Annotated in this window: 22 protein-coding genes and 1 riboswitch; of the genes, 5 read left to right on the forward strand and 17 right to left on the reverse strand. The window is 51.7% G+C overall.

Translation table 11 applies throughout. The annotated features are described in order from the left end of the window. Window positions 1–40: 40 nt before the first annotated feature. The 3 genes from gcvPB to gcvT are packed head-to-tail and all read right to left on the reverse strand — an operon-like array spanning window position 41 to window position 3,960. Complete coding sequence (gcvPB, locus tag IC804_RS04020; RefSeq protein ID WP_008879840.1) at window positions 41–1,504, reverse strand: aminomethyl-transferring glycine dehydrogenase subunit GcvPB; 1,464 nt, start codon at window positions 1,502–1,504, stop codon at window positions 41–43. Next, a complete protein-coding gene (gene gcvPA, locus IC804_RS04025; RefSeq protein WP_081157229.1) occupies window positions 1,497–2,843 on the reverse strand; it encodes an aminomethyl-transferring glycine dehydrogenase subunit GcvPA in 1,347 nt (448 codons plus the stop codon). The genes gcvPB and gcvPA overlap by 8 nt, the downstream gene beginning before the upstream one ends. A 19-nt stretch (window positions 2,844–2,862) precedes the next feature. Beyond that, a complete protein-coding gene (gene gcvT, locus IC804_RS04030; RefSeq protein ID WP_008879842.1) occupies window positions 2,863–3,960 on the reverse strand; it encodes a glycine cleavage system aminomethyltransferase GcvT in 1,098 nt (365 codons plus the stop codon). Between the two features lie 189 nt (window positions 3,961–4,149). Continuing rightward, window positions 4,150–4,238: riboswitch (glycine riboswitch) on the reverse strand. Window positions 4,239–4,455: 217 nt separating this feature from the next. Between gcvT and IC804_RS04035 the strand changes: the two genes are divergently transcribed. Beyond that, on the forward strand, window positions 4,456–6,120 hold the full coding sequence (locus IC804_RS04035; protein ID WP_011887795.1) for a DEAD/DEAH box helicase: 1,665 nt from the start codon (window positions 4,456–4,458) through the stop codon (window positions 6,118–6,120). Then, window positions 6,107–6,901, forward strand: coding sequence for a YqhG family protein (locus IC804_RS04040; protein WP_008879844.1), 795 nt, complete (start codon window positions 6,107–6,109; stop codon window positions 6,899–6,901). Before IC804_RS04035 ends, IC804_RS04040 begins: the two co-directional genes overlap by 14 nt. 76 nt (window positions 6,902–6,977) lie before the next feature. Here the strand turns inward: IC804_RS04040 and IC804_RS04045 are convergent, their stop codons facing one another. The 8 genes from IC804_RS04045 to comGA all read right to left on the reverse strand — a co-directional run bounded on the left by IC804_RS04045 (window position 6,978) and on the right by comGA (window position 11,345). Further along, complete coding sequence (locus IC804_RS04045) at window positions 6,978–7,157, reverse strand: YqzE family protein (protein WP_008879845.1); 180 nt, start codon at window positions 7,155–7,157, stop codon at window positions 6,978–6,980. A 45-nt stretch (window positions 7,158–7,202) separates the two neighbouring features. Further along, entirely contained in the window at window positions 7,203–7,592 is a 390-nt protein-coding gene (gene comGG, locus IC804_RS04050) for a competence type IV pilus minor pilin ComGG (protein WP_008879846.1), read from the reverse strand. Window positions 7,593–7,726: 134 nt separating this feature from the next. Then, window positions 7,727–8,170, reverse strand: coding sequence for a competence type IV pilus minor pilin ComGF (comGF, locus tag IC804_RS04055; protein ID WP_008879847.1), 444 nt, complete (start codon window positions 8,168–8,170; stop codon window positions 7,727–7,729). Beyond that, window positions 8,149–8,475: a competence protein ComG gene (locus IC804_RS04060; protein WP_081157230.1), complete on the reverse strand. Its 327-nt coding sequence runs from the start codon at window positions 8,473–8,475 to the stop codon at window positions 8,149–8,151. Before IC804_RS04060 ends, comGF begins: the two co-directional genes overlap by 22 nt. Next, window positions 8,459–8,896 carry a competence type IV pilus minor pilin ComGD gene (gene comGD / locus IC804_RS04065; RefSeq protein WP_008879849.1) on the reverse strand — a complete coding sequence of 146 codons (438 nt, stop codon included), beginning with the start codon at window positions 8,894–8,896 and terminating at the stop codon, window positions 8,459–8,461. Before comGD ends, IC804_RS04060 begins: the two co-directional genes overlap by 17 nt. Next, window positions 8,886–9,182 carry a competence type IV pilus major pilin ComGC gene (comGC, locus tag IC804_RS04070; protein ID WP_008879850.1) on the reverse strand — a complete coding sequence of 99 codons (297 nt, stop codon included), beginning with the start codon at window positions 9,180–9,182 and terminating at the stop codon, window positions 8,886–8,888. Before comGC ends, comGD begins: the two co-directional genes overlap by 11 nt. 67 nt (window positions 9,183–9,249) lie before the next feature. After that, window positions 9,250–10,278 carry a competence type IV pilus assembly protein ComGB gene (comGB, locus tag IC804_RS04075; protein ID WP_081157231.1) on the reverse strand — a complete coding sequence of 343 codons (1,029 nt, stop codon included), beginning with the start codon at window positions 10,276–10,278 and terminating at the stop codon, window positions 9,250–9,252. Then, complete coding sequence (comGA, locus tag IC804_RS04080) at window positions 10,275–11,345, reverse strand: competence type IV pilus ATPase ComGA (protein ID WP_035499249.1); 1,071 nt, start codon at window positions 11,343–11,345, stop codon at window positions 10,275–10,277. The genes comGB and comGA overlap by 4 nt, the downstream gene beginning before the upstream one ends. Window positions 11,346–11,544: 199 nt before the next feature. On the opposite strand from comGA, the gene IC804_RS04085 reads away from it, so the two are divergent. Both IC804_RS04085 and IC804_RS04090 read left to right on the forward strand, forming a co-directional pair. Continuing rightward, window positions 11,545–12,243: a helix-turn-helix transcriptional regulator gene (locus IC804_RS04085; RefSeq protein WP_011887803.1), complete on the forward strand. Its 699-nt coding sequence runs from the start codon at window positions 11,545–11,547 to the stop codon at window positions 12,241–12,243. A gap of 163 nt (window positions 12,244–12,406) precedes the next feature. Beyond that, on the forward strand, window positions 12,407–12,649 hold the full coding sequence (locus IC804_RS04090) for a DUF2626 family protein (protein ID WP_008879854.1): 243 nt from the start codon (window positions 12,407–12,409) through the stop codon (window positions 12,647–12,649). A 30-nt stretch (window positions 12,650–12,679) separates the two neighbouring features. Here IC804_RS04090 and IC804_RS04095 read toward each other — a convergent pair whose 3' ends face one another. Both IC804_RS04095 and IC804_RS04100 read right to left on the reverse strand, forming a co-directional pair. Next, on the reverse strand, window positions 12,680–13,807 hold the full coding sequence (locus IC804_RS04095) for a class I SAM-dependent methyltransferase (protein ID WP_081157232.1): 1,128 nt from the start codon (window positions 13,805–13,807) through the stop codon (window positions 12,680–12,682). 231 nt (window positions 13,808–14,038) lie between these two features. Beyond that, window positions 14,039–14,671 carry an MBL fold metallo-hydrolase gene (locus tag IC804_RS04100; protein WP_041264569.1) on the reverse strand — a complete coding sequence of 211 codons (633 nt, stop codon included), beginning with the start codon at window positions 14,669–14,671 and terminating at the stop codon, window positions 14,039–14,041. 179 nt (window positions 14,672–14,850) lie between these two features. Here IC804_RS04100 and IC804_RS04105 point away from each other — a divergent pair, with 179 nt between their 5' ends. Next, a complete protein-coding gene (locus IC804_RS04105) occupies window positions 14,851–15,027 on the forward strand; it encodes a DUF2759 domain-containing protein (RefSeq protein ID WP_008879857.1) in 177 nt (58 codons plus the stop codon). A 35-nt stretch (window positions 15,028–15,062) separates the two neighbouring features. Here the strand turns inward: IC804_RS04105 and IC804_RS04110 are convergent, their stop codons facing one another. From IC804_RS04110 to IC804_RS04125, 4 genes are all read right to left on the reverse strand, one after another. Further along, a complete protein-coding gene (locus IC804_RS04110; RefSeq protein ID WP_011887806.1) occupies window positions 15,063–16,226 on the reverse strand; it encodes a M14 family metallopeptidase in 1,164 nt (387 codons plus the stop codon). A 103-nt stretch (window positions 16,227–16,329) separates the two neighbouring features. Next, window positions 16,330–17,283 (reverse strand): ROK family glucokinase, encoded by a 954-nt coding sequence (locus IC804_RS04115; protein WP_008879859.1) that lies wholly within the window; start codon window positions 17,281–17,283, stop codon window positions 16,330–16,332. Window positions 17,284–17,290: 7 nt separating this feature from the next. Then, on the reverse strand, window positions 17,291–17,503 hold the full coding sequence (locus IC804_RS04120; protein ID WP_008879860.1) for a YqgQ family protein: 213 nt from the start codon (window positions 17,501–17,503) through the stop codon (window positions 17,291–17,293). 98 nt (window positions 17,504–17,601) lie between these two features. Beyond that, a complete protein-coding gene (locus IC804_RS04125; protein WP_029760722.1) occupies window positions 17,602–19,065 on the reverse strand; it encodes a spore germination protein in 1,464 nt (487 codons plus the stop codon). Window positions 19,066–19,189 lie beyond the last annotated feature (124 nt).

Below are 19,189 nucleotides of genomic sequence, written 5' to 3' on the forward strand. Positions count from 1 at the left end.
GAAACGGCCCGCCCATTTTTGGACGAGCCGCTTATCGGTATTAGTTTTTCGTTTTTTGATAGCGCAAAATCGGCTTGCGGGCCGCAGTCGTTTCATCGAGCCGTTTAACAACAGTCGTATGCGGCGCTTCTTGGACGATTTCCGGAGTTTCTTCCGCTTCCTTGGCAATTTGAATCATCGCATCGATAAACGCGTCAAGCGTTTCTTTCGATTCGGTCTCAGTCGGTTCGATCATCATGCACTCTTCAACGATGAGCGGGAAGTAAATCGTCGGCGGATGGAAGCCAAAATCCAGCAGCCGCTTTGCTATATCCAACGTTCTGACTCCAAGCTTCTTTTGCCGTTTGCCGGAGAGAACGAACTCGTGCTTGCAATGGCGGTTATACGGCAAATCGTAATAGTCGGCAAGTCGACGCATCATATAGTTGGCGTTTAAGACGGCGTATTCGCTCACCGCTTTTAAGCCGTCCGGCCCCATCGAGCGGATGTACGTGTACGCCCGGACATTGATCCCGAAGTTGCCGTAAAACGGCTTGACACGTCCGATCGATTGCGGGCGATCGTCATCGAGATAATAGCCGTTTTCTCCTTTGGCAATGACCGGCTTCGGCAAAAACGGGATGAGGTCAGCTTTCACCCCGACCGGACCAGAACCTGGGCCCCCGCCGCCGTGCGGGCCGGTAAACGTTTTATGCAAGTTCAAATGGACGACGTCAAAGCCCATATCACCTGGTCGCGCCTTACCAAGAATGGCGTTTAAGTTCGCGCCGTCATAATACAGCTTGCCGCCCGCCTCATGGACGATTTCTGCCATTTCGACGATCTGCTCTTCAAACAGCCCGAGTGTGTTCGGGTTTGTGAGCATAAGCGCCGCTGTATCCGGGCCGACAACGCGCTTTAAGTCCTCTAAGTCAACAAGTCCATCAGCAGTCGAGCGAACCGTAACTGTTTCAAAGCCGGCAACCGTTGCCGACGCCGGATTCGTGCCGTGCGCCGAGTCAGGAACGATCACTTTCGTCCGTCCGAAATCGCCGTTTGCTTCGTGATAGGCACGGATCATCATCAGCCCGGTCCACTCGCCGTGAGCGCCAGCCGCCGGTTGCAGCGTAACTGCATCCATTCCGGTAATTTCTTTTAAGTGCTCTTGCAAGTCGTACATGAGTTCAAGCGCCCCTTGCACCGTTTCCTCCGGCTGCAGCGGATGGATGTGAGCAAACCCGGCGAGACGGGCGACATTTTCATTGATTTTCGGATTGTATTTCATCGTGCACGACCCGAGCGGGTAAAATCCTGAATCGACGCCGTGGTTCCGCTTGGAGAGCGCGGTATAATGGCGCATTAAGTCCAATTCTGACACTTCCGGCAGCTCCGGCTCCTCAGTGCGAAGATAATCAGCCGGCACAAGCTCGCTTACATCAACAGCAGGAACGTCAAGTGTCGGTAAGCTGTAGGCAATTCGTCCTGGCTTGCTTCGTTCGAAAATGAGCGGTTGATCGTTATGCATGGCCATCCCCCAATTCGTTTACAAACCGATCGATTTCTTCCTTCGTCCGCAGTTCTGTGACAGCAACGAGCATATGGTTGGCAAGCTCCGGATAATCGAAGCCGAGATTATAGCCGCCGATGATCCCTTTTTGCCGCAGGCGGGCGTTGACATCATCGACCGGCTGGTTGAGCCGGATGACAAACTCGTTAAAAAACGGGCCGGCAAATGGCGATAATAAGCCGCGTTTTTGGAGCTCGCTTTTCGCATAATGCGCCTTTTGCATGTTCATCGTCGCCATCTCTTTCACCCCCCGCTTGCCGAGCGCCGAGAGCGCCACTGAAGCAGCCAAGGCGTTTAACGCTTGGTTTGAACAAATGTTCGATGTCGCTTTATCGCGACGTATATGCTGTTCACGTGCCTGCAACGTCAACACAAATCCACGGCGACCTTCCTCGTCGGTCGTCTGCCCGACAAGACGCCCCGGAATCTTCCGCATGAGCGGCGCTTTGACGGCAAAATAACCGCAGTGTGGACCTCCAAATTGCATCGGGATACCAAACGGCTGCATATCACCGACGACGATGTCGGCCCCAAACTCCCCAGGCGGGGTCAAAACACCAAGGGCGAGCGGATTGCTAGCAACAACAAATAAACTCTTCTTTTCATGGACGAGCGGCTCAATCGCTTTAAGCGGCTCAATCTGGCCGAAAAAGTTTGGATATTGGATTACAACGCACGCCACATCGTCTCCCATTTCGGCTGCAAGCACCTCAAGATCAATGACACCGCCGTTATACGGAATTTCTTTCACCTCAAGCCGCTGTCCGTTCGCATACGTGCGCACGACTTCACGATATTGCGGATGGACGGCGTTAGAGATAAGCACTTTGCGGCGCTTCGTATGGGCCGCGCTCAGCAGCACTGCTTCTGCAAGCGCCGTGCCGCCGTCATACATCGACGAGTTGGCGACGTCCATGCCGGTCAGCTCGCACACCATCGTTTGGAATTCGAAAATGGCCTGCAGCTCGCCTTGCGAAATTTCCGGCTGGTACGGCGTATACGCCGTGTAAAACTCGGAACGCATTAAAACATGGTCGACGACGGCTGGAATATAATGATCGTACACCCCAGCACCTAAAAAAGAAACATATTGTCTCGCATTAGCGTTTTTGTCCGCCAGCGCACTTAACTCTTTCCACAGTTCCGGTTCCGATTTTGCCCGTTTCACATTCAGTTCACCGCGGAAGCGGACTTGTTCCGGAATGTCAGCGAACAGCTCATCGATCGAGGCAACACCGATCGTCTTCAACATCTCTTGTTTGTCTTCTTCCGTCATCGGCAAATAACGGTGGAGCACAGTTTTCCTTCCCCCTTACTTATGACTTGGCCCGCTTGTAAAACGGGGTCGGTACAATGGTTGCTTTCAATCGTTTGCCACGGATGTCCACTTCTACTTCTTGGCCAATCGCAGCCACTTCCGCTTTGACAAGAGCTAGACCGATGTTTTTTTTCAACGTCGGCGACTGCGTGCCGGTTGTGACGAAGCCAGCTTCTTCGCCGGCGGCAAACACGCGGTAACCGTGGCGCGGAATGCCTTTATCGATCATCTCGATGCCGACAAGCCGACGCGGCGGCCCAGCTTCTTTTTGCTGCTTCAGCACGGCTTGGCCGATAAATGGCGGCTCTTTTTCCGTTTTGACGGCAAAGCCGAGCCCGGCTTCAAGCGGCGAGATCGTTGCTGAGAGTTCTTGGCCGTAAAGCGGCAAACACGCTTCAAAGCGGAGCGTGTCACGCGCCCCTAACCCGCACGGGAGGACGCCGTCCTCAGCTCCAGCTGTCAAGATAGCCTCCCATAAAGTAATGGCATCTTCCGCTTGACAGTATAGTTCAAACCCGTCCTCACCGGTATAGCCGGTACGGGAAACGAGCGTCTTTACGCTGGCCACTTCCACACCATCTTGGAACGAAAACGGACGCAGCGCCGACAAATCCATATCGGTCAATTTTTGCAGCACGCGTTCGGCAGCTGGCCCTTGCAAAGCAAGCAACGCCGTTTCCGCCGACACATCCTCGAGTTCGACGTCACCATCTGCGTGCTCGCTTAGCCACGCAAAATCTTTTTCCGTATTTGCAGCGTTGACGACAAGCAAATAGTCGTCTTCCCCTTTTTGATAAATCAACAAGTCATCAACGGTGCCAGCGCTTTCATCACACATGAGCGTATATTGCACCCGTCCCGGCCGCAGCTTAGCGACATCGTTCGTCATCAGTTTTTGCAAAAAAGGGAGACTGCCACCGCCGCGGACGATGATTTCCCCCATATGGGAAACATCAAACAGCCCGGCGCGCGTTCTTACAGCATTGTGTTCTTCCTTGATGCTTGAAAATTGCACCGGCATTTCCCAGCCGCCAAATTCAACTGTCTTGGCGCCGTAACGGGCATATACCGGAAAAAGTGGCGTGCGCTTCAGCATCCGATTCCCTCCTTTTTAATCTGTGACGCAAAAAAAGGACAGACTCCACCCTTTATATAAAAGGGGGCTCTGTCCTGGCACCTGAAAGTTTCCCGTCGACCATCGATCGACACAGCCATTAGCCGTTGACGCTGGCCGAGCGGTTTCCTCTTGGGTGGTCCGCCTATGGGCAGACGCTCTCCAGAGCTGCGTCAAGCAAGAGTCTTTTTGCCTGAGAGATTCGCGTTTCCGCTTGCTCCTTCGGCGCTACATTCCGTAGTCTCTCCCCTTGCCGTCATCCGCCGATTCATAAATTTTTCCAAAGCGGGCATACTAAAAACGCCCTTATCAATCATTCATAAGAATGTTCTAAATTTATACTACCATTAACCACATAAAAAGGGCAATAGAAAATAATCGAACTTTCATAGGAATTAAATACAAAATTGTTCTTATTTTGTTTAACATATAACCTATCATCCACACAAATATTCGTAACAAGGGAAGGGGATGGCCATGGACATCGAGATAAAAATGGACGAAACATGGAAGGAGGAGTTTCTTGAGCGCGTCGAAAAAGACGGTCCATGGGCGAGCTGGGAAATGTACGAGTTAGCGTTAGAGGCCGCCCATCATTTAAGCGTGCCGGAATTTAACGGCTTGCAGGCACCGAAACATTTGCCGCATTTAACGATTCTGCCGCACCAGCTTGAAGTGGCGCGCCGCGTCGTCGAAGAGATGAATGGCAAAGCGATTTTGGCCGATGAAGTGGGTCTTGGCAAAACGATTGAAGCGGGGCTCGTCCTCAAAGAATACATGATTCGCGGTCTTGTCAAAAAAGCGCTCATTCTCGTTCCCGCCTCCCTTGTTTCACAATGGGTGAAAGAGCTGAACGAAAAGTTTTTCATCCCGGCCGTCCAGCAAAAAAAGAGCTATGTATGGGAACAATGCGACATCGTCGTCTCATCGATCGATACAGCGAAAAAACCGCCGCACCGCGACATCATTTACGAGCAGCCGTATGATATGATCATCATCGATGAGGCGCACAAATTAAAAAACAACAAAACGAAAAACTACGAGTTTGTGCAAAATTTAAAAAAGAAGTTTTGTTTGCTGCTGACAGCAACGCCAATCCAAAACCGGATCGAAGAAATTTTCAACCTTGTCTCGCTCCTAAAACCTGGCCATTTAGGCAACGCCGAACAGTTTGCGAAAACGTATGGCAAAACGCGAGCGGTGCAAACAAACGATCATTTAAAAGCGCTCGTCAACAAAGTGATGATCCGCAACCGTCGTGCCGACACACCGATCGAATGGTCAAAACGCCACGTCGAGCCGGTGTTGATCGAGTTTACAGACGAAGAACGCGAACTGTATGAGGCAGTAAAGGCGCTCCGCCATGAATCGTTCGCCGGTTCGTTTTCGCTTATCACGCTCCTTCGCGAAGCGTGCAGCAGTCGTGAAGCGTTGTTTTTAACGATTAAAAACATGATCGATAAGTGTGAAGGGGCAGTTCCGGAAGCGCTTGAACATGTGCTTGAAAAAATCAACGCTGTCACAACGAACTCAAAGGCGGAAAAAGCGCTCGAGCTCATCCGCTCCATTAATGACAAAGTGATTATTTTCACCGAATATCGGGCGACACAGCTCTATTTGCAATGGTTTTTAAAGCAGCACGGCATTTCGTCCGTCCCGTTCCGCGGCGGCTTCCGGCGCGGCAAAAAAGACTGGATGCAAGAGCTGTTTAAAAACCATGCTCAAGTGTTTATCGCCACCGAAGCGGGCGGTGAAGGGATCAACTTGCAATTTTGCCGCTACGTCATCAACTACGACCTGCCGTGGAATCCGATGCGCCTCGAGCAACGGATCGGCCGCGTCCACCGGCTCGGCCAAACGGATGATGTCCACATTTACAATTTCGCCGTCAAACAGACGGTTGAAGAACATATTTTAACGCTTCTGTACGAAAAAATCCGCTTATTCGAGCGAGTCGTTGGTGAACTGGATGACATTTTGGCAAAAATGAACCTCGCCAACCTCGAGCATTATTTTGAAGACGCCCTCGTCCATTCGCGGAGCGAAGGGGAAATGAAAATTAAAATGGAAAATATTATGGCCATGATCGAGCTGGCGGAGCAACTCGGAAAAAAAGGGGGCGAACGGCATGCAGCAACATGAAATCCGCCGTTTTGTCGAGCGTTACTTTACGGCGAACGGCTGCACCTTTTTAGAAGCAAACGACAACTATATGACGATCCAGCTGACGGCAGAAATGGATAAAGAACTGATGAATCGGCCGTTCTATTGGCATTACATCGAACGGACGGGCGGCGTTCCGCAACCGATGCAGCTGACACTGATCACCCGTCCAAACGAGCAGACGAACAAGCTAAAAGGAGAACGGCTTCATTTCGGAGCGCCACGGCTGCACCAGCTGTTCCGCTCGGCCCAAAAACGCGGCAGCTTTATCCGGCTGTACGAAGAACCAGAGTCCCCGCTCAATGGAAATGCTGCCCTTCATCCGTGGCTTGGCATGAACGTTGTCATTTCGTATGAATGCGACCGAAAAAAAGATGATCTCGTTTCACTTGGTCTTCATCTAATCAGTGGAACAATCATCGAATCGTTTCATGAACGGCTGCGTGAGCGGCGGTTGACGCCGAAAATCCCGGATTATTGCTTCACCATTTCTCCGCTCATTAAGCCACGAAGCGGCATCAGCCGCCTTGAACAATATATTCGCGGCCGCATCGCCGCTGACGACCACACATGGGCCGACGAAGCGCGCCAACGCTGGGCCGATGATTTGGCGCTGCTTGATGAGTTTTACAAAGATACAGAAGAAAAGCCAGAATGCTATTATATCGAAAAAGAAGCGCTTGAAAAGCAGTATAAACCGCGCATCACCGTTTCTATCATTAACGGCGGCCTGTTCTATTTAATGCCCCGCTCCTCATGACACCCCTATAACCGGGCAATCTGGCGCCGTTTCAACCAAAAAACACCCGCCAGCCGACAAGGCCAGCGGGTGTCCGTCATGAGCGGCGCCGAAACAACAAGCGGAACGAAAGCGGCATCAGCCCGAACAGGCGGTAAGAGAGCGGAGGCTTCTCTTGTTTCCGCTCACTTCGCCGCCGTGTCCGTTCCTCTTTCGGCATATCCATGTATGCGACAAACTGCTGGGTGACAAATTTGACATAATCATTGACCGCCATCAAAGTCCCCCCTTTTCCTTTTAGTTTTTCCGTCTCTTTCCTTTTTTAATCGTTTTGCTCGCTCCACTCGGTGATATGGAGCGCTGGAAGCATGACCGTAAACACGACACTTCTTCTAAATCCGGATGACGAGCGGACAGACAAGGCGACACGGACGCTCGTTTCCCCTTCTTTTTCCCAACGGTAGACAGCCGTCCCGCGCGGGTACGTCCATTCCCCTTCGCGCACGGTCATCGTTGGATCCGACAGTGCGATTTGTTCTTTCACGTCAAACACGGCCATCTGCACGAGCTCATCGGCTTCGGCCGCCTGTCGATCGGCATGCGCCGCCTGTTGTTCCACTTCATACAAAAGCACGATGTGCGTGACGGAAAAAGCGAGCAGCAAAGCAACAACCGCTACAAGCGGAAAAACGACGCCGTCCTGACGTCCCATCTCTCCCCTTCTACTCCTTTCTTTGTTCCTCCGTCCTTTCCTCTCAAAAGTCAATGCAGCTCGTCGCCCAAGCGAGCGAAAGGAGGTATAACGGCTGCTAAGAGCCGCTAGCCATTCAGTAAAAAATCCTCCCACTAAAACGCCCGCGCCACAAACGCTTCATAAACTATTCCATCGGTAGCTGTCACTTGCACAAACAGACCACGGATGCCCGTACTGTATGAAACAGCACGCACATGACGAAGTGCTGTTTCGTTGCCAGTGCCGTCCACTTGGCGGATGATGTTGGATTTTACTAACGAAAAGCTCACCTTGTCGCCATTCCATTTTTGCAAATAAAGCGTCGCCCCGTCCGTCGACCATCGTTCCGTTTCATGCAATTCGATTTGCAGTTGCTGCAAAAACAAACGCCACTCAAGGTGCGTAAACCCATCAACTGACACATCAGCACCAAGCGGGCGGACGGATAGCAGCGCCGGGATGACCGCAGCAACGGTCAACGCAGCCGCCAGCGCCAACAGCGCTTCCAAAAGCGTAAATCCCGACTCTCTCCCTGCTACCGCTTGCCGTACCCGCACCGTTCCACCTCGCGGCCGACGTAGTCGTTCCAACGCACGCATACTTTCCACATCTGCCCTCCTTCGTTGCGCGCCTGCAAACGAAACACCGTTCGTCCATCTGCCACCGCCGTTTCGCCGACAAGCGGCTCTTCATACAAAGCGATCGTTAACAGCCGGTGCGCTTTTTCCTCGAGCACGAGATTGTTTCGCTCAAGTGTGATTTGCATATACAAGGGAAGGAGGACAACAACCGCCGTCCATAACAATGCTAGGGCAAACAACGCCTCAACGAGCAAAAATCCGCCGCTACATTTTTTGTACATAAAACCGCCCTTTTCCGAGCAAAAACGTCACTTTATAACTGTTTTCGCTACTTTTTACCCAAACAGTCCCGCCTTGTTCAATATTGCCGTTATCAGTAAAGACGACCGGATTGCGCAGCGTGCCAATCTGAAACCGCCATGGCGCCGGGAGCGTGCGGACGACGATCTGCTGACCACTCTCCGCATCAACCACCCGATACTCACCGCGTCCTTCGGTGAAAAACACGGATACTTTCCCTCGCTTGGCGATGGCATGCTGCTGAGCGCCATACAAATCGGCTCGCAGCAGCGCCAGCATATACGCTTCCTCACGCTGCTGCATGATCCCACCAAGCTCTGGGACGGCCAGTGCCGCCAACAGAAGCACGATCGACAAAACGACTAGCATTTCAAGCAGCGTAAACCCACCGTTACGAGCCAATTTCGCTCACATCGCCATTCTCGTTAATTTTGATCGCATGACCGTTCGGGCATTTGTCCGATTTAATATAACGGCCATCAAGCAATTGTTGAACGGTTGGAATTTTGTTATGCTCCATCTCATATGCCTTCACTTGCGCCTGTACCGTGCTCAAAAACGCCTCACATCCTTTGTCGTTAATCATGCCGTTATGCTTTGTGATGTTTGGAATCGCAACTAACAGCAACACAGAAATGACCATTAACACAATGAGCATTTCAATAAGTGTAAACCCTTTTTCGTTCATGGCAACTCCTCCTTCATATCGTCAGTCTCACCTCTCATCTTTAGCCGCCGCATATTCCTATGCAGCTTTACAGCCCGTTCAACATCGAAAACATCGGCAGCAAAATAGCCAAATACATGCCGACGACAAGCACCCCGACTGCTGACAACAAGAGTGGCTGCACAAGCTTCAACGCTGTTTCAAGCTTCTTTTCGATCACTTGCAGCAAAAACTCACCGTAATGTTCGAGCTCTTTGCCAAGTTCGCCGTTCGACTGGCCGTGGCGGATGACAAGCGCCAGCTCCGGTTCATAATAGCGGACAACGCTGACGAGATGATCAAGCGGCATCCCTTTGACCAACCCATCACGAATTCGTTTACCTTCCATTTGTAGAAACGGCCAAGAGAAAGGCTCACTGAAAACCCCGAGGGCTTCGTAGACAGACAACCCCGCTTGCAGAAGACGGCCGAGCTGGCGGGCCATAACATACGTAACCAACAGTTTCACAACCGAAGCGCACCACGGAATGGACAAGGAGAGCTGAAGCTGGCGGGCAATCGGCCAGCGGCGGAAGAAAACAGCGTAAAACAGCCAGGAGAATATGGCGAAGGAAGCGATGACGACCAACGCCATCGGAGCGTGAGCGATGAGCGCAATAAGTAGAGAAGTTTGTTCATTTTCAGGTGAAAGCGCCGCGGCGGTTCGCTCAAATTGCGGAAGCAGCCATCGTTCCATCAATAGTAGCATGACGATGAGCAAAGCGAAAAGAAAAAGAGGGTAGCGCCCAAAGCGGCGCAGCTGTTCACCGAAACGCGCTTTTTGTGCGAGCGCCGCCCCCGCCTCCGCCATGCCGCGCGGCAAATCGCCATGCCTTTCGGCAAAAAAGAGCAGGCTGACAGCAAGACGGTCGACAGGCAGCTCCTCGATGGCGGCAAACAACGGCAAACCGGCCCGCAGCTGCTGCAAGCAACGTTCAAGCTCCAACCGGCGCTTCATTGGGGCTTGGATGGCTAAAAATTCGAGCGCTTGTCCGAGCGGATAGCCGCGCTCAAGCAGCCGGCCAAGTCGAGCAAAAAACAATGCTTGTTCAGCAAGCGGCCACGTTTTCTTCTTCATCGTTCTCCCCCTCCGACAAGTTCAAGCGCGCGAGTCGGCAAATACCCGAGCGCGATTCCTTTGCGGATAAGGCGTGCTAATGTCAGATGCGGGCGGAGCCGTTGCTCGCCTTCCCCCGACAGCGAACGGATGACATCAAGGAGCGCTGAGCCGTAAAGCAGCTCATGAACGGCAGCACGCCGTCTTCGTTGAAGCCGACGACAAGCCGGATGGCAATTGTCACCGCATAGCGGGCAGCGAAGCTCAACAAGACGCTGCGCCGAAACAGCAAGCAACGTCTCAGCCAAGTCGCCGGGAGACACCCCGAACTCATGGAGCCGATACACTGCGCCGACTGCATCAGCAGCATGCATGGTCGATACCACCAAGTGCCCTGTCAACGCTGATCGTACGGCGATCGCTGCCGTATCATGGTCGCGGATCTCGCCGACCATTAACACATCCGGGTCATGGCGCAAAGCGGCTTTCAAGCTGGCTGCATACGTGATACCTGCTTTTTCATTGATCTGCACTTGCAAAAACCGATCATTCCGTTTTTCAATCGGATCTTCCAACGTGATAATGTTACGTTGTCTTTCCGCTTGGCAAACGTCGAGAAGCGTATACAATGTCGTCGTCTTTCCCGACCCGGTTGGGCCGGTCAGCAACACGAGTCCTTGTGGCTGCTGCATAAAGGAAAACAATCGTGCGGTGGAGTGGGAAAATAAGGATAGTTCACGAAGCGGCAGCGAAAAGCGCTGCGGTAGAAGGCGGATGACGAGGCTTTCATCATAAAGCGTCGGCAGCGTGGATAAGCGCAAATACACCGTTTCCCCGGACTCATTCACTTCCATCGCGCCGCTTTGCGGACGACGGCGTTCGCCAATATCCATGCCAGCCAAAAATTTGAAATGGACGATGACGCGTTCAGCGGTTTCTTTCGAGATTGTACCAACATCGATGAGCATACCGTCAAGGCGGAGGCGAATGATCGCATCATGTCGGCGCGGGACGAGATGAAGGTCAGAGGCGCGGCGTTGCACCGCTTCGGCGAGGAGACGGTTCGCTACTTGTTCGATATCATCCAGAACATATTCCCTCCTTTCGACAGATTGCTTTGTATTTCGACAGATATTGCTCGTTTTCCTGCTGCTTGTCGAAAAAATTTTTCGTGAACATTTTTTGAATTTTGTCCGACTCGCCGCCAATAGTGACAAAAATCATTCCTTGCTTTGACCCATTTCATTATAATAACCGTATCAATGATTTATTTAGGAGGGAAACCCGATGGAACAAACGTTAAAAATTACAAACGTGCTATCTGACCCAACAAGGTTTCATATTTACGAATACATGGCTAAAATACACCGCGAAGTTTCGGTTCAAGAGATCGCCGAAAAATTCCACATCCATCCGAACGTTGCCCGTCTTCACTTAACAAAACTTGAAGATGTTCGCATGGTCGTATCGGATACGCAAAAAACGGGAAAAGGCGGACGTCCGAGTCGATTGTACCGATTGTCGGACGAAGTAGTCGGGCTGTACTTTCCGTTCCGTGATTACAAGCTTTTGGCCCGCATCGCCATTCAAACGATGGCCAAACTCGGTCCGATCGGGCTTGAAGCATTGCGTGAAACGGGAAAACAGTTTGGCTATGAACTCGTTGCCAACCGCCTGCCGCATAACAGATCAACAAGTGCGCTTACCTTGGAGGAAAAAATCCGCATCATGGAAGAAGCAGCTGAAGCGGCCGGATTTCTTCCGCAAATTCACTATGAAGAAGACGAACAAATGCTTTACCTCGACATTTTCAACTGTCCATTCAAAGAAATCGCCGTACAGCAACCGGATACCGTTTGCGGAATGCACCATGCTTTTTTAGAAGGAATGGTGGAAGCGCTGTTTGCCGATGCCAAAGTGAATGAAACAGAAAATATGATGAACGGCAGCCGCCGTTGCGCCTACCGCATCGCCATCCGCCCGTAGCAGCGGTCCTTCTCCCCTTTTTTTCTTCATACGAGGGTGGCTGTTTGACGGCAGGCGCCCAATCTTTTTCTTACAGCCTGTCCGAAAGCGTTATTTACATTCCCAACTATTGTACATTATAATAAGTAAGGACAACTGGATTGCATAAAAGGAGGGATACATAATGGATCGCATGTTCCGCGTGCTTGCCTTTTGGACTGGCATTTTCGCCGTCATGTTTTACCTCGGCCATATGCATACAACCTCGCTCATCTTCTTTGGCCAAACGGTGTTTTTCCTGTTCCTTGGCTTTTTAAAGCTGACCGAAAGAATGTACATTTATATTTTCGGGGCATATTTAACGATTTTCTTTGCTGCGTTCACGTATTGGACAACATTTATGATGGTACCCGGCATGGGCGAATAAAAACAGGCAGATCCCTCTGCCTGTTTTTCTTTACGGCAAAAACTCCGGCGCCGCCCAAATATCCACGGCGGAAAGCCTTACTCCTTTTTGATGAATGAGCACATCAAAAAAGCGGCTGATGCCGTCATCGGTAATAAGCGTGCGGATCATTCGGTTTTGTCGACTCGCCGATGAAAACAACTCCGCGCTTTCGGAAACGACCCATTCGTTTAAGAGACCAGCCGCTAACAAAAACCGATCTTGGCGGACGAACGCCACTTCCTCCCACCCGGCCCGCCGGGCGTATAAACGAAGTGCATCCCATTGCACATGGGACGTCAAGTCCATCTCTCCCGGATGACAGAGCGGGTCTGAAATGAGCTGATGGCGGAAATAGCCGCGTAAACTCCCGTGCCGACGCGTTGGTGCCCCCAGCTGTTCATCCGTGTAACCGTAATCGATTGTTACCATCACTGCTTGACGGAACAGCGGGCTGATTTCGAGCCAAAACTGTTTCATCGCCAACGGCACTTCCAACCGCTGACCTTCGGAGAGAGCCAAACCGCGCTCATCCAAATAATGAATAATGTCCGGATTTCGAAGCGGTGCTTTTTCCTCAACGAGCCGACCGTTGCGGGCGGCGACAAAACATTCGTACAAAACACCCTGTTCCTTTGTGATGACATGGACTGGAAATGCATCAAAAAATTCGTTGCTAAACACAATGCCGGAAAACGGCCCGCACTCATCAAGCCAACGAGAAATAGCGTCATATTGTCTCACTCGTTCCGCAACCGGACGCAGCGTTTCCTGTTGGCGCCGGCGGTGAAACGGACTTTGGTCGATGATCGTATACGACAAATTTTTATATGTATGCGGGCTTTTTTTCTTCCATTCTTCCAATACGACCAGTGCTAGACGCCCGTCTCCGCCCCCCCATTCGCAAACAGCCGGCGGCAGCCCTCCCTGTTCTACAAGTCGGATCAAAAACGAAGCAAGCGCTTTTCCAAACGCCGGCGCCAAAGAGCCGTTCGTGAAAAAATCGCCTTCCTTTCCTATTTTCTCCCGTTCACGCGTGTAATAGCCGAAGCGTTCATCATAAAGGGCCATTTGCATATAATCCGCATATGACACTCGTCCGTCCGGCGCTGCGGCAATTTCCTTGTACAGTCGCTCCATCATTCATTCCTTCCTCAAGGTTTCTTGTTTTTTACTATTGACATAGTAAAAACAATCGTATATCGTTATATTAGTAGCTCAACTATATCCCCTCCCATGATGGTGAATAGAACATCCCCCGAAAACCCTTCTTGGCACGACTAAGGAGGGTTTTTTCTGTTTTTACAGGCAGACGGTCGTCTGCCTGTTTTTCATGATGCGAACATCGGTTAACTCCATGCATTGCTTTTCTTATGAAAACCCATGCAAAAACGGATTTGTGTCCATTTCTGCGCCAATCGTCGTCTCCGGCCCATGGCCAGAGAGGACAATCGTCTCCTCAGGCAGCGTGAGCAACTCGTCATGAATGCTGTTTAGCAGCTGTTGATGATTGCCGCCTGGCAAATCGGTACGCCCAATGCTGCCGGCAAACAGCGCATCACCGGAAAATACAATTTGCGCTGCTTCGCAATAATACGAGACACTGCCCGGTGAGTGGCCCGGCGTTTCGCGGACGTCAAACACAAACGGGCCAATCGTCAGCGTCGTCCGCCCTGCGATGCATGTCGGTTCGCAGCGGACAACGACCGGAGCCCCAAAATAAAGCGAGCTATTTAACGCTGGATCTTGTAGCCATTGTTTTTCGTTTTCATGCAAATAGACTGGAACATCCCAGCGGGCGAGCACATCTGGAATGCCGCCGATATGGTCAAAATGGGCGTGCGTCAATAAAATTGCCAACGGCGTCAGCTGTTTTTCCTCCATTCGGCGAACGAGCGCTGCTCCTTCCGCTCCGGGGTCAACGATGACGCATGAGCCGTCTTCGGCTGACAAAAGGTAAGCATTCGCCTGAATTGGGCCGACAGGAATGCGCGTCCATTCCATAACCGTTTCCTCCTTTATTTGGCATGGCCAATGCATGTTTAGCTTTATTTTACTGTTTTTTCCCACACGATGAAAGGAAAAAATAAAAAGGGAATGGACCTCGACAAATGGAAGAAAAAAGATTACAATGAAAAAGAATGGACTCGTTTGTACATACTGTTTCATGAGGAGGGAAAACGATGGGTACAGTGATTATTTTCGCGCTCATCTCGTTGCTTGCCCTTTATGGAATGCTTCGGACGTTGCGCGAGAAAAACGTGCTCGGGTTTTTGTTCGGACTTGGAACGGCGGCTGTATTCGGCTGGTTTACGATCATGACAATTTTGCATAACGGAATTCCGACCGGCACACATTAAAAAGGCAAGAGGCAAATCGAGCCTCTTGCGTTTTTTTACGCCATTTTGAGCGTTGCTAAGAACAGGCCAAGGGCCTCTTGGTAAATTTGCGCAAATTGTGAGAGCGGCAGCGGATTGACGCCCTCTCCGAGCTCGACCGTATAGCCACGCCGCTTCCACATCTGAATGAACCAATCGCGATAGCCAGCATGGCTGTCAATGTAGCGGATAGCCTTGTATCCGCTTGCTTCCGCCATCGCCTTGACGGTCGCTTCCGCTTCGAATGGTTCCAATCCTTCATATCCCCAGTAAATTTCTTTTCCTTGTGTATGAAACGCGACAACCATGGCAAAATCGCTTGTTTCCGCCAACGCTGCCATCGCCTTCGCCTCCGGCTCAGTGAGGGGGGCAAAGCCTGGAAAATCACGCGGTGCCGGTGCTTTTGGTGGTTTGCGAGCCTGTTCAATTTCCCAGCGAGCCGGAAATTGATTGTTTAAATCAACGCCGCGAATATTCGCTTTCCATTGTGAAAAATCGAGCGAACCGCCGTTGATGCGGACGACGTCGTTTCGGTATGTCTCCTCTTCGGGCGGGCCGTTAAGCACGAGGTTGACACCATCCGGGTTGACCATCGGCACGATCGAAAGGGTAACTTTATGGTAATATTCAAGCACCCGATGGCCAGCAAGCACGGCATCATCGACAAGCGCTCGTAAATAATCATCAATGAGCGCCATTAACACCGCCGTTGTAATCCACTCATTAGCATGGAATGATCCGTTCATATGGATGCGCACGGGCCCACGGCCAATTTGCAGCTCGACAAGCGGCAAGCCGAGCACACTATGACCGATCGTCCGTCGGCGCACAAATGGATAGCAGCGAATAATCGCTTCAATATCTTCGGCAAGAGCGGCAAAATCATAAGGCTGGGCGCGACGGACAACAGGGGAAATGATCCGCTTCGGCAACGGTACTGTTCCGTTGATGACCGCCATCGCCCCCGGCAGCCGCTGCAGCGCCTCGACCGGCAGCGACAGGCAGCTAGCGAGCGCTTCCCACGTATCCATCATGTCATATCCTGGAATAGCAACCGTCTGTCCCGGGCATAGCCTTCCCTTTTCAACGTGCAAATTGGCGTCCATGATTAACTCGGTCGGCACACCAAACCATCGCCCATACTTCTCAAACGTATCTCCTGGCCATGCTTGAATGTGCATGCGCCGTCTCTCCTTCCTATTCTTCTATCTCCAACATATGTCAATGGACGCCAAAAAATGAAAACAACGGCTTGCCGCCATATGGCAGCCAGCCGTTGTTGTTTTAGGCACCGGCAAGCGCTTTGGCCAGCCAGGCGCCGCCGATGACACCCGCATCATTGCCGAGCGTCGCCAAGGCGATCTCAGCTCCAGCAGCGACGCGTGGAAAAGCGAAACGACGGAAATGGGTGGTCACATGCTCAACGAGTATATCGCCTGCTTTCGAGACACCGCCGCCGATGACGATTTTCTCCGGATTGGTTACATTGGCGGCGTTCGCCAACGCCAAACCGAGGTAGTGCGTCACTTCGTCAACGATTTGTAGCGCGAGCGGATCACCTGCTTTGGCGGCATCAAACACAGCTTTGGCGGTGACCTCTCCGCCGCGCAGCACGCTTGGCTGCTCGTCAGCGGCCAGTTTTTCGTTAGTGATCCGCACGATTCCGGTCGCCGACGCAATCGTTTCAAGACAACCGGTTTTTCCGCAATTACATGGCGCGCCTCCATCGACGACCATCGTCATATGGCCGAGCTCCCCACCGGCACCGTTCGTCCCGCGCACGATGGTGCCATTGGAGATCACACCGCCGCCCACGCCGGTGCCGAGCGTGACAAACAGCAAATGGCGTGCACCGCCCCCAGCTCCTTTCCACATTTCACCGAGCGCAGCGATATTGGCGTCGTTATCCACAGCCACCGGCAACATTGTTGCCGCTTCCAATTGCTGTTTCAAAGGATAATTCGTCCACCCTAAGTTGATGGCCTCATACAGTGTCCCCGTTTCCTCTTGCACCGGCCCCGGGGCGCCGATGCCGATTGCGAGCAATTGCTCTTTCGTCGCATTAAGCTTGACGAGCGTCTCATCAAGCGACCGGGCAATATCAGCGACAATATGCTCCCCGCGATTCGAAATATTGGTTGGGATCTCCCATTTATGCACGATATCGCCGCTAGTTGTCACAAACGCCATTTTGATCGTTGTACCGCCAAGATCAATACCTACCAACCATTGTTGCATTTCGTCCTCATCCTTTTGTCATTCGTTTTTCTCGCTCGATTTGCGCTTCATGCCGCAAAATGAATAGTGCGGCCTGCAACTGTTTGGCATCGATCAGCTGGGACTCGTACAGTTCTTTCACTTCCTCTTCCATCAACTCTAAATCGGCAAGCCGGTCGCCGACATAAATAATCGTGCCAAACTGTTTAAGTAACTGTTGCACATCATATACTGTCTTCATCGTCTTCTAAGCTCCTTTTCTCTCTTTTTAATGTAGCGGCAAACCACCGTGACAGTCAAGGCAAAAAAATGCAGGCGCTGCTTCTATCAGCGCCTGCGCTAACGATCGGGGTCGCGCGGATGGAGAATAGCCGGCCGCCGGTTTTTCAACGGCATCGGCGAACGGATGAGCACATCACGCATCCCCCGGTAAGAAAACGGGATAAACGGCCATAAGTATGGAATGCCAAATGACGACATTCTGGCCAATGCAATGATCCAAACAGCAATGCCGAGCACATAGCCAAACAGGCCGAACAAGCCCGACAAAATGAGCAAAGCAATACGGACGAGCCGGTTTGCCAAACTCATTTCATAGCTCGGCGTTGCAAATGTGCCGATCGCAGCAACCGAAAAATATAAAATGACCTCATTGGAAAAGAGACCAACTTCTACCGCAATGCCGCCGATCATGAGCGCGGCGACAAGGCCAAGCGCAGTGGCCAGCGATGACGGTGTATGAATGGCGGCCATCCGCAACATATCCATCCCCACTTCAATCATAAGAAGTTGGGCAAAAAGTGGAATATCACCTAAATTCGCCTTTCCTAAAAATTGCAACGCCCCCGGCAACAGCTCCGGCTCTGTCATGAACAAGTACCAAAGCGGCAACAAAAACACCGACGCCCAGACAGCTAAAAAACGGACAAGCCGCAAATACGCTCCGACGATCGGCTTGTTCCGATATTCTTCGGCATGCTGCAAATGATGCCAAAACGTCGCCGGAGTAATCATGACGCTTGGCGATCCGTCAACAATGACAAGCACATGCCCTTCATACAAATGGGCGGCCGCCGTATCGGGACGTTCCGTATAGCGGACAACGGGATATGGATTCCAATGCCGCCCAGAAACAAACTCCTCGACCGTTTTTTCCGCCATTACGAGTCCGTCCGTGTCAATGGCGGCGATCGATTCACGAACACGGCGAACCAGCTCCGGATCGGCAATTTCCTCGATGTAGCAAATACAAATATCGGTTTTTGAACGACGCGCCACCTGCACATATTCCATGCGCAGCGACGGGTCGCGGACGCGGCGGCGGATGAGGGCCGTATTAAAGACGATCGTTTCCACGAAGCCATCGCGCGCCCCGCGCACCACCCGCTCGGTATCCGGTTCTTCCGGTCCGCGCACCGGATAAGTGCGGGCATCAATCAAAATGATATGTTCAACCCCATCAACGACGAGTGCTGTCGGTCCTGCAAGCACCGCGGCGGCTGCTTCTTCGAGATCGTCTGTTTGCCCGATTTCAACGTAAGGAAGATGTGTCTTTAACAACTTCTCGAGCGGATGGTTTTTAAGTTCATGTTCTTCAAGACCAGATAAATATTCCATTAAATAGTGCAACATATCGTCTTTGACAAATCCATCAATCATAAACAACGCCATGGCCCGGCCGCCATACTCAACGTCAAGGCGAATGACATCAAAACTTTTGTCGACCCCAAGCCGCTCCGATAAGTAAGCAGCATTGTCATGAAGGCGGCGGGAGGCTGGTTGTTTTGGCACTCGTTTTTCCATCATCATCCCCTGCAGATCGTTCACTATATACTCCTCATCATAGACAATGAAAAGGAAATTCATACATAAATGTTCCTTGCGATGCATATATTGGTGACAACCTTGTCCAATCCAGGAGGATGTC

Origin of the sequence: Geobacillus sp. 47C-IIb (assembly GCF_014679705.1) — a bacterium.
GTDB classification, from domain to species: Bacteria; Bacillota; Bacilli; order Bacillales; family Anoxybacillaceae; genus Geobacillus; species Geobacillus thermodenitrificans.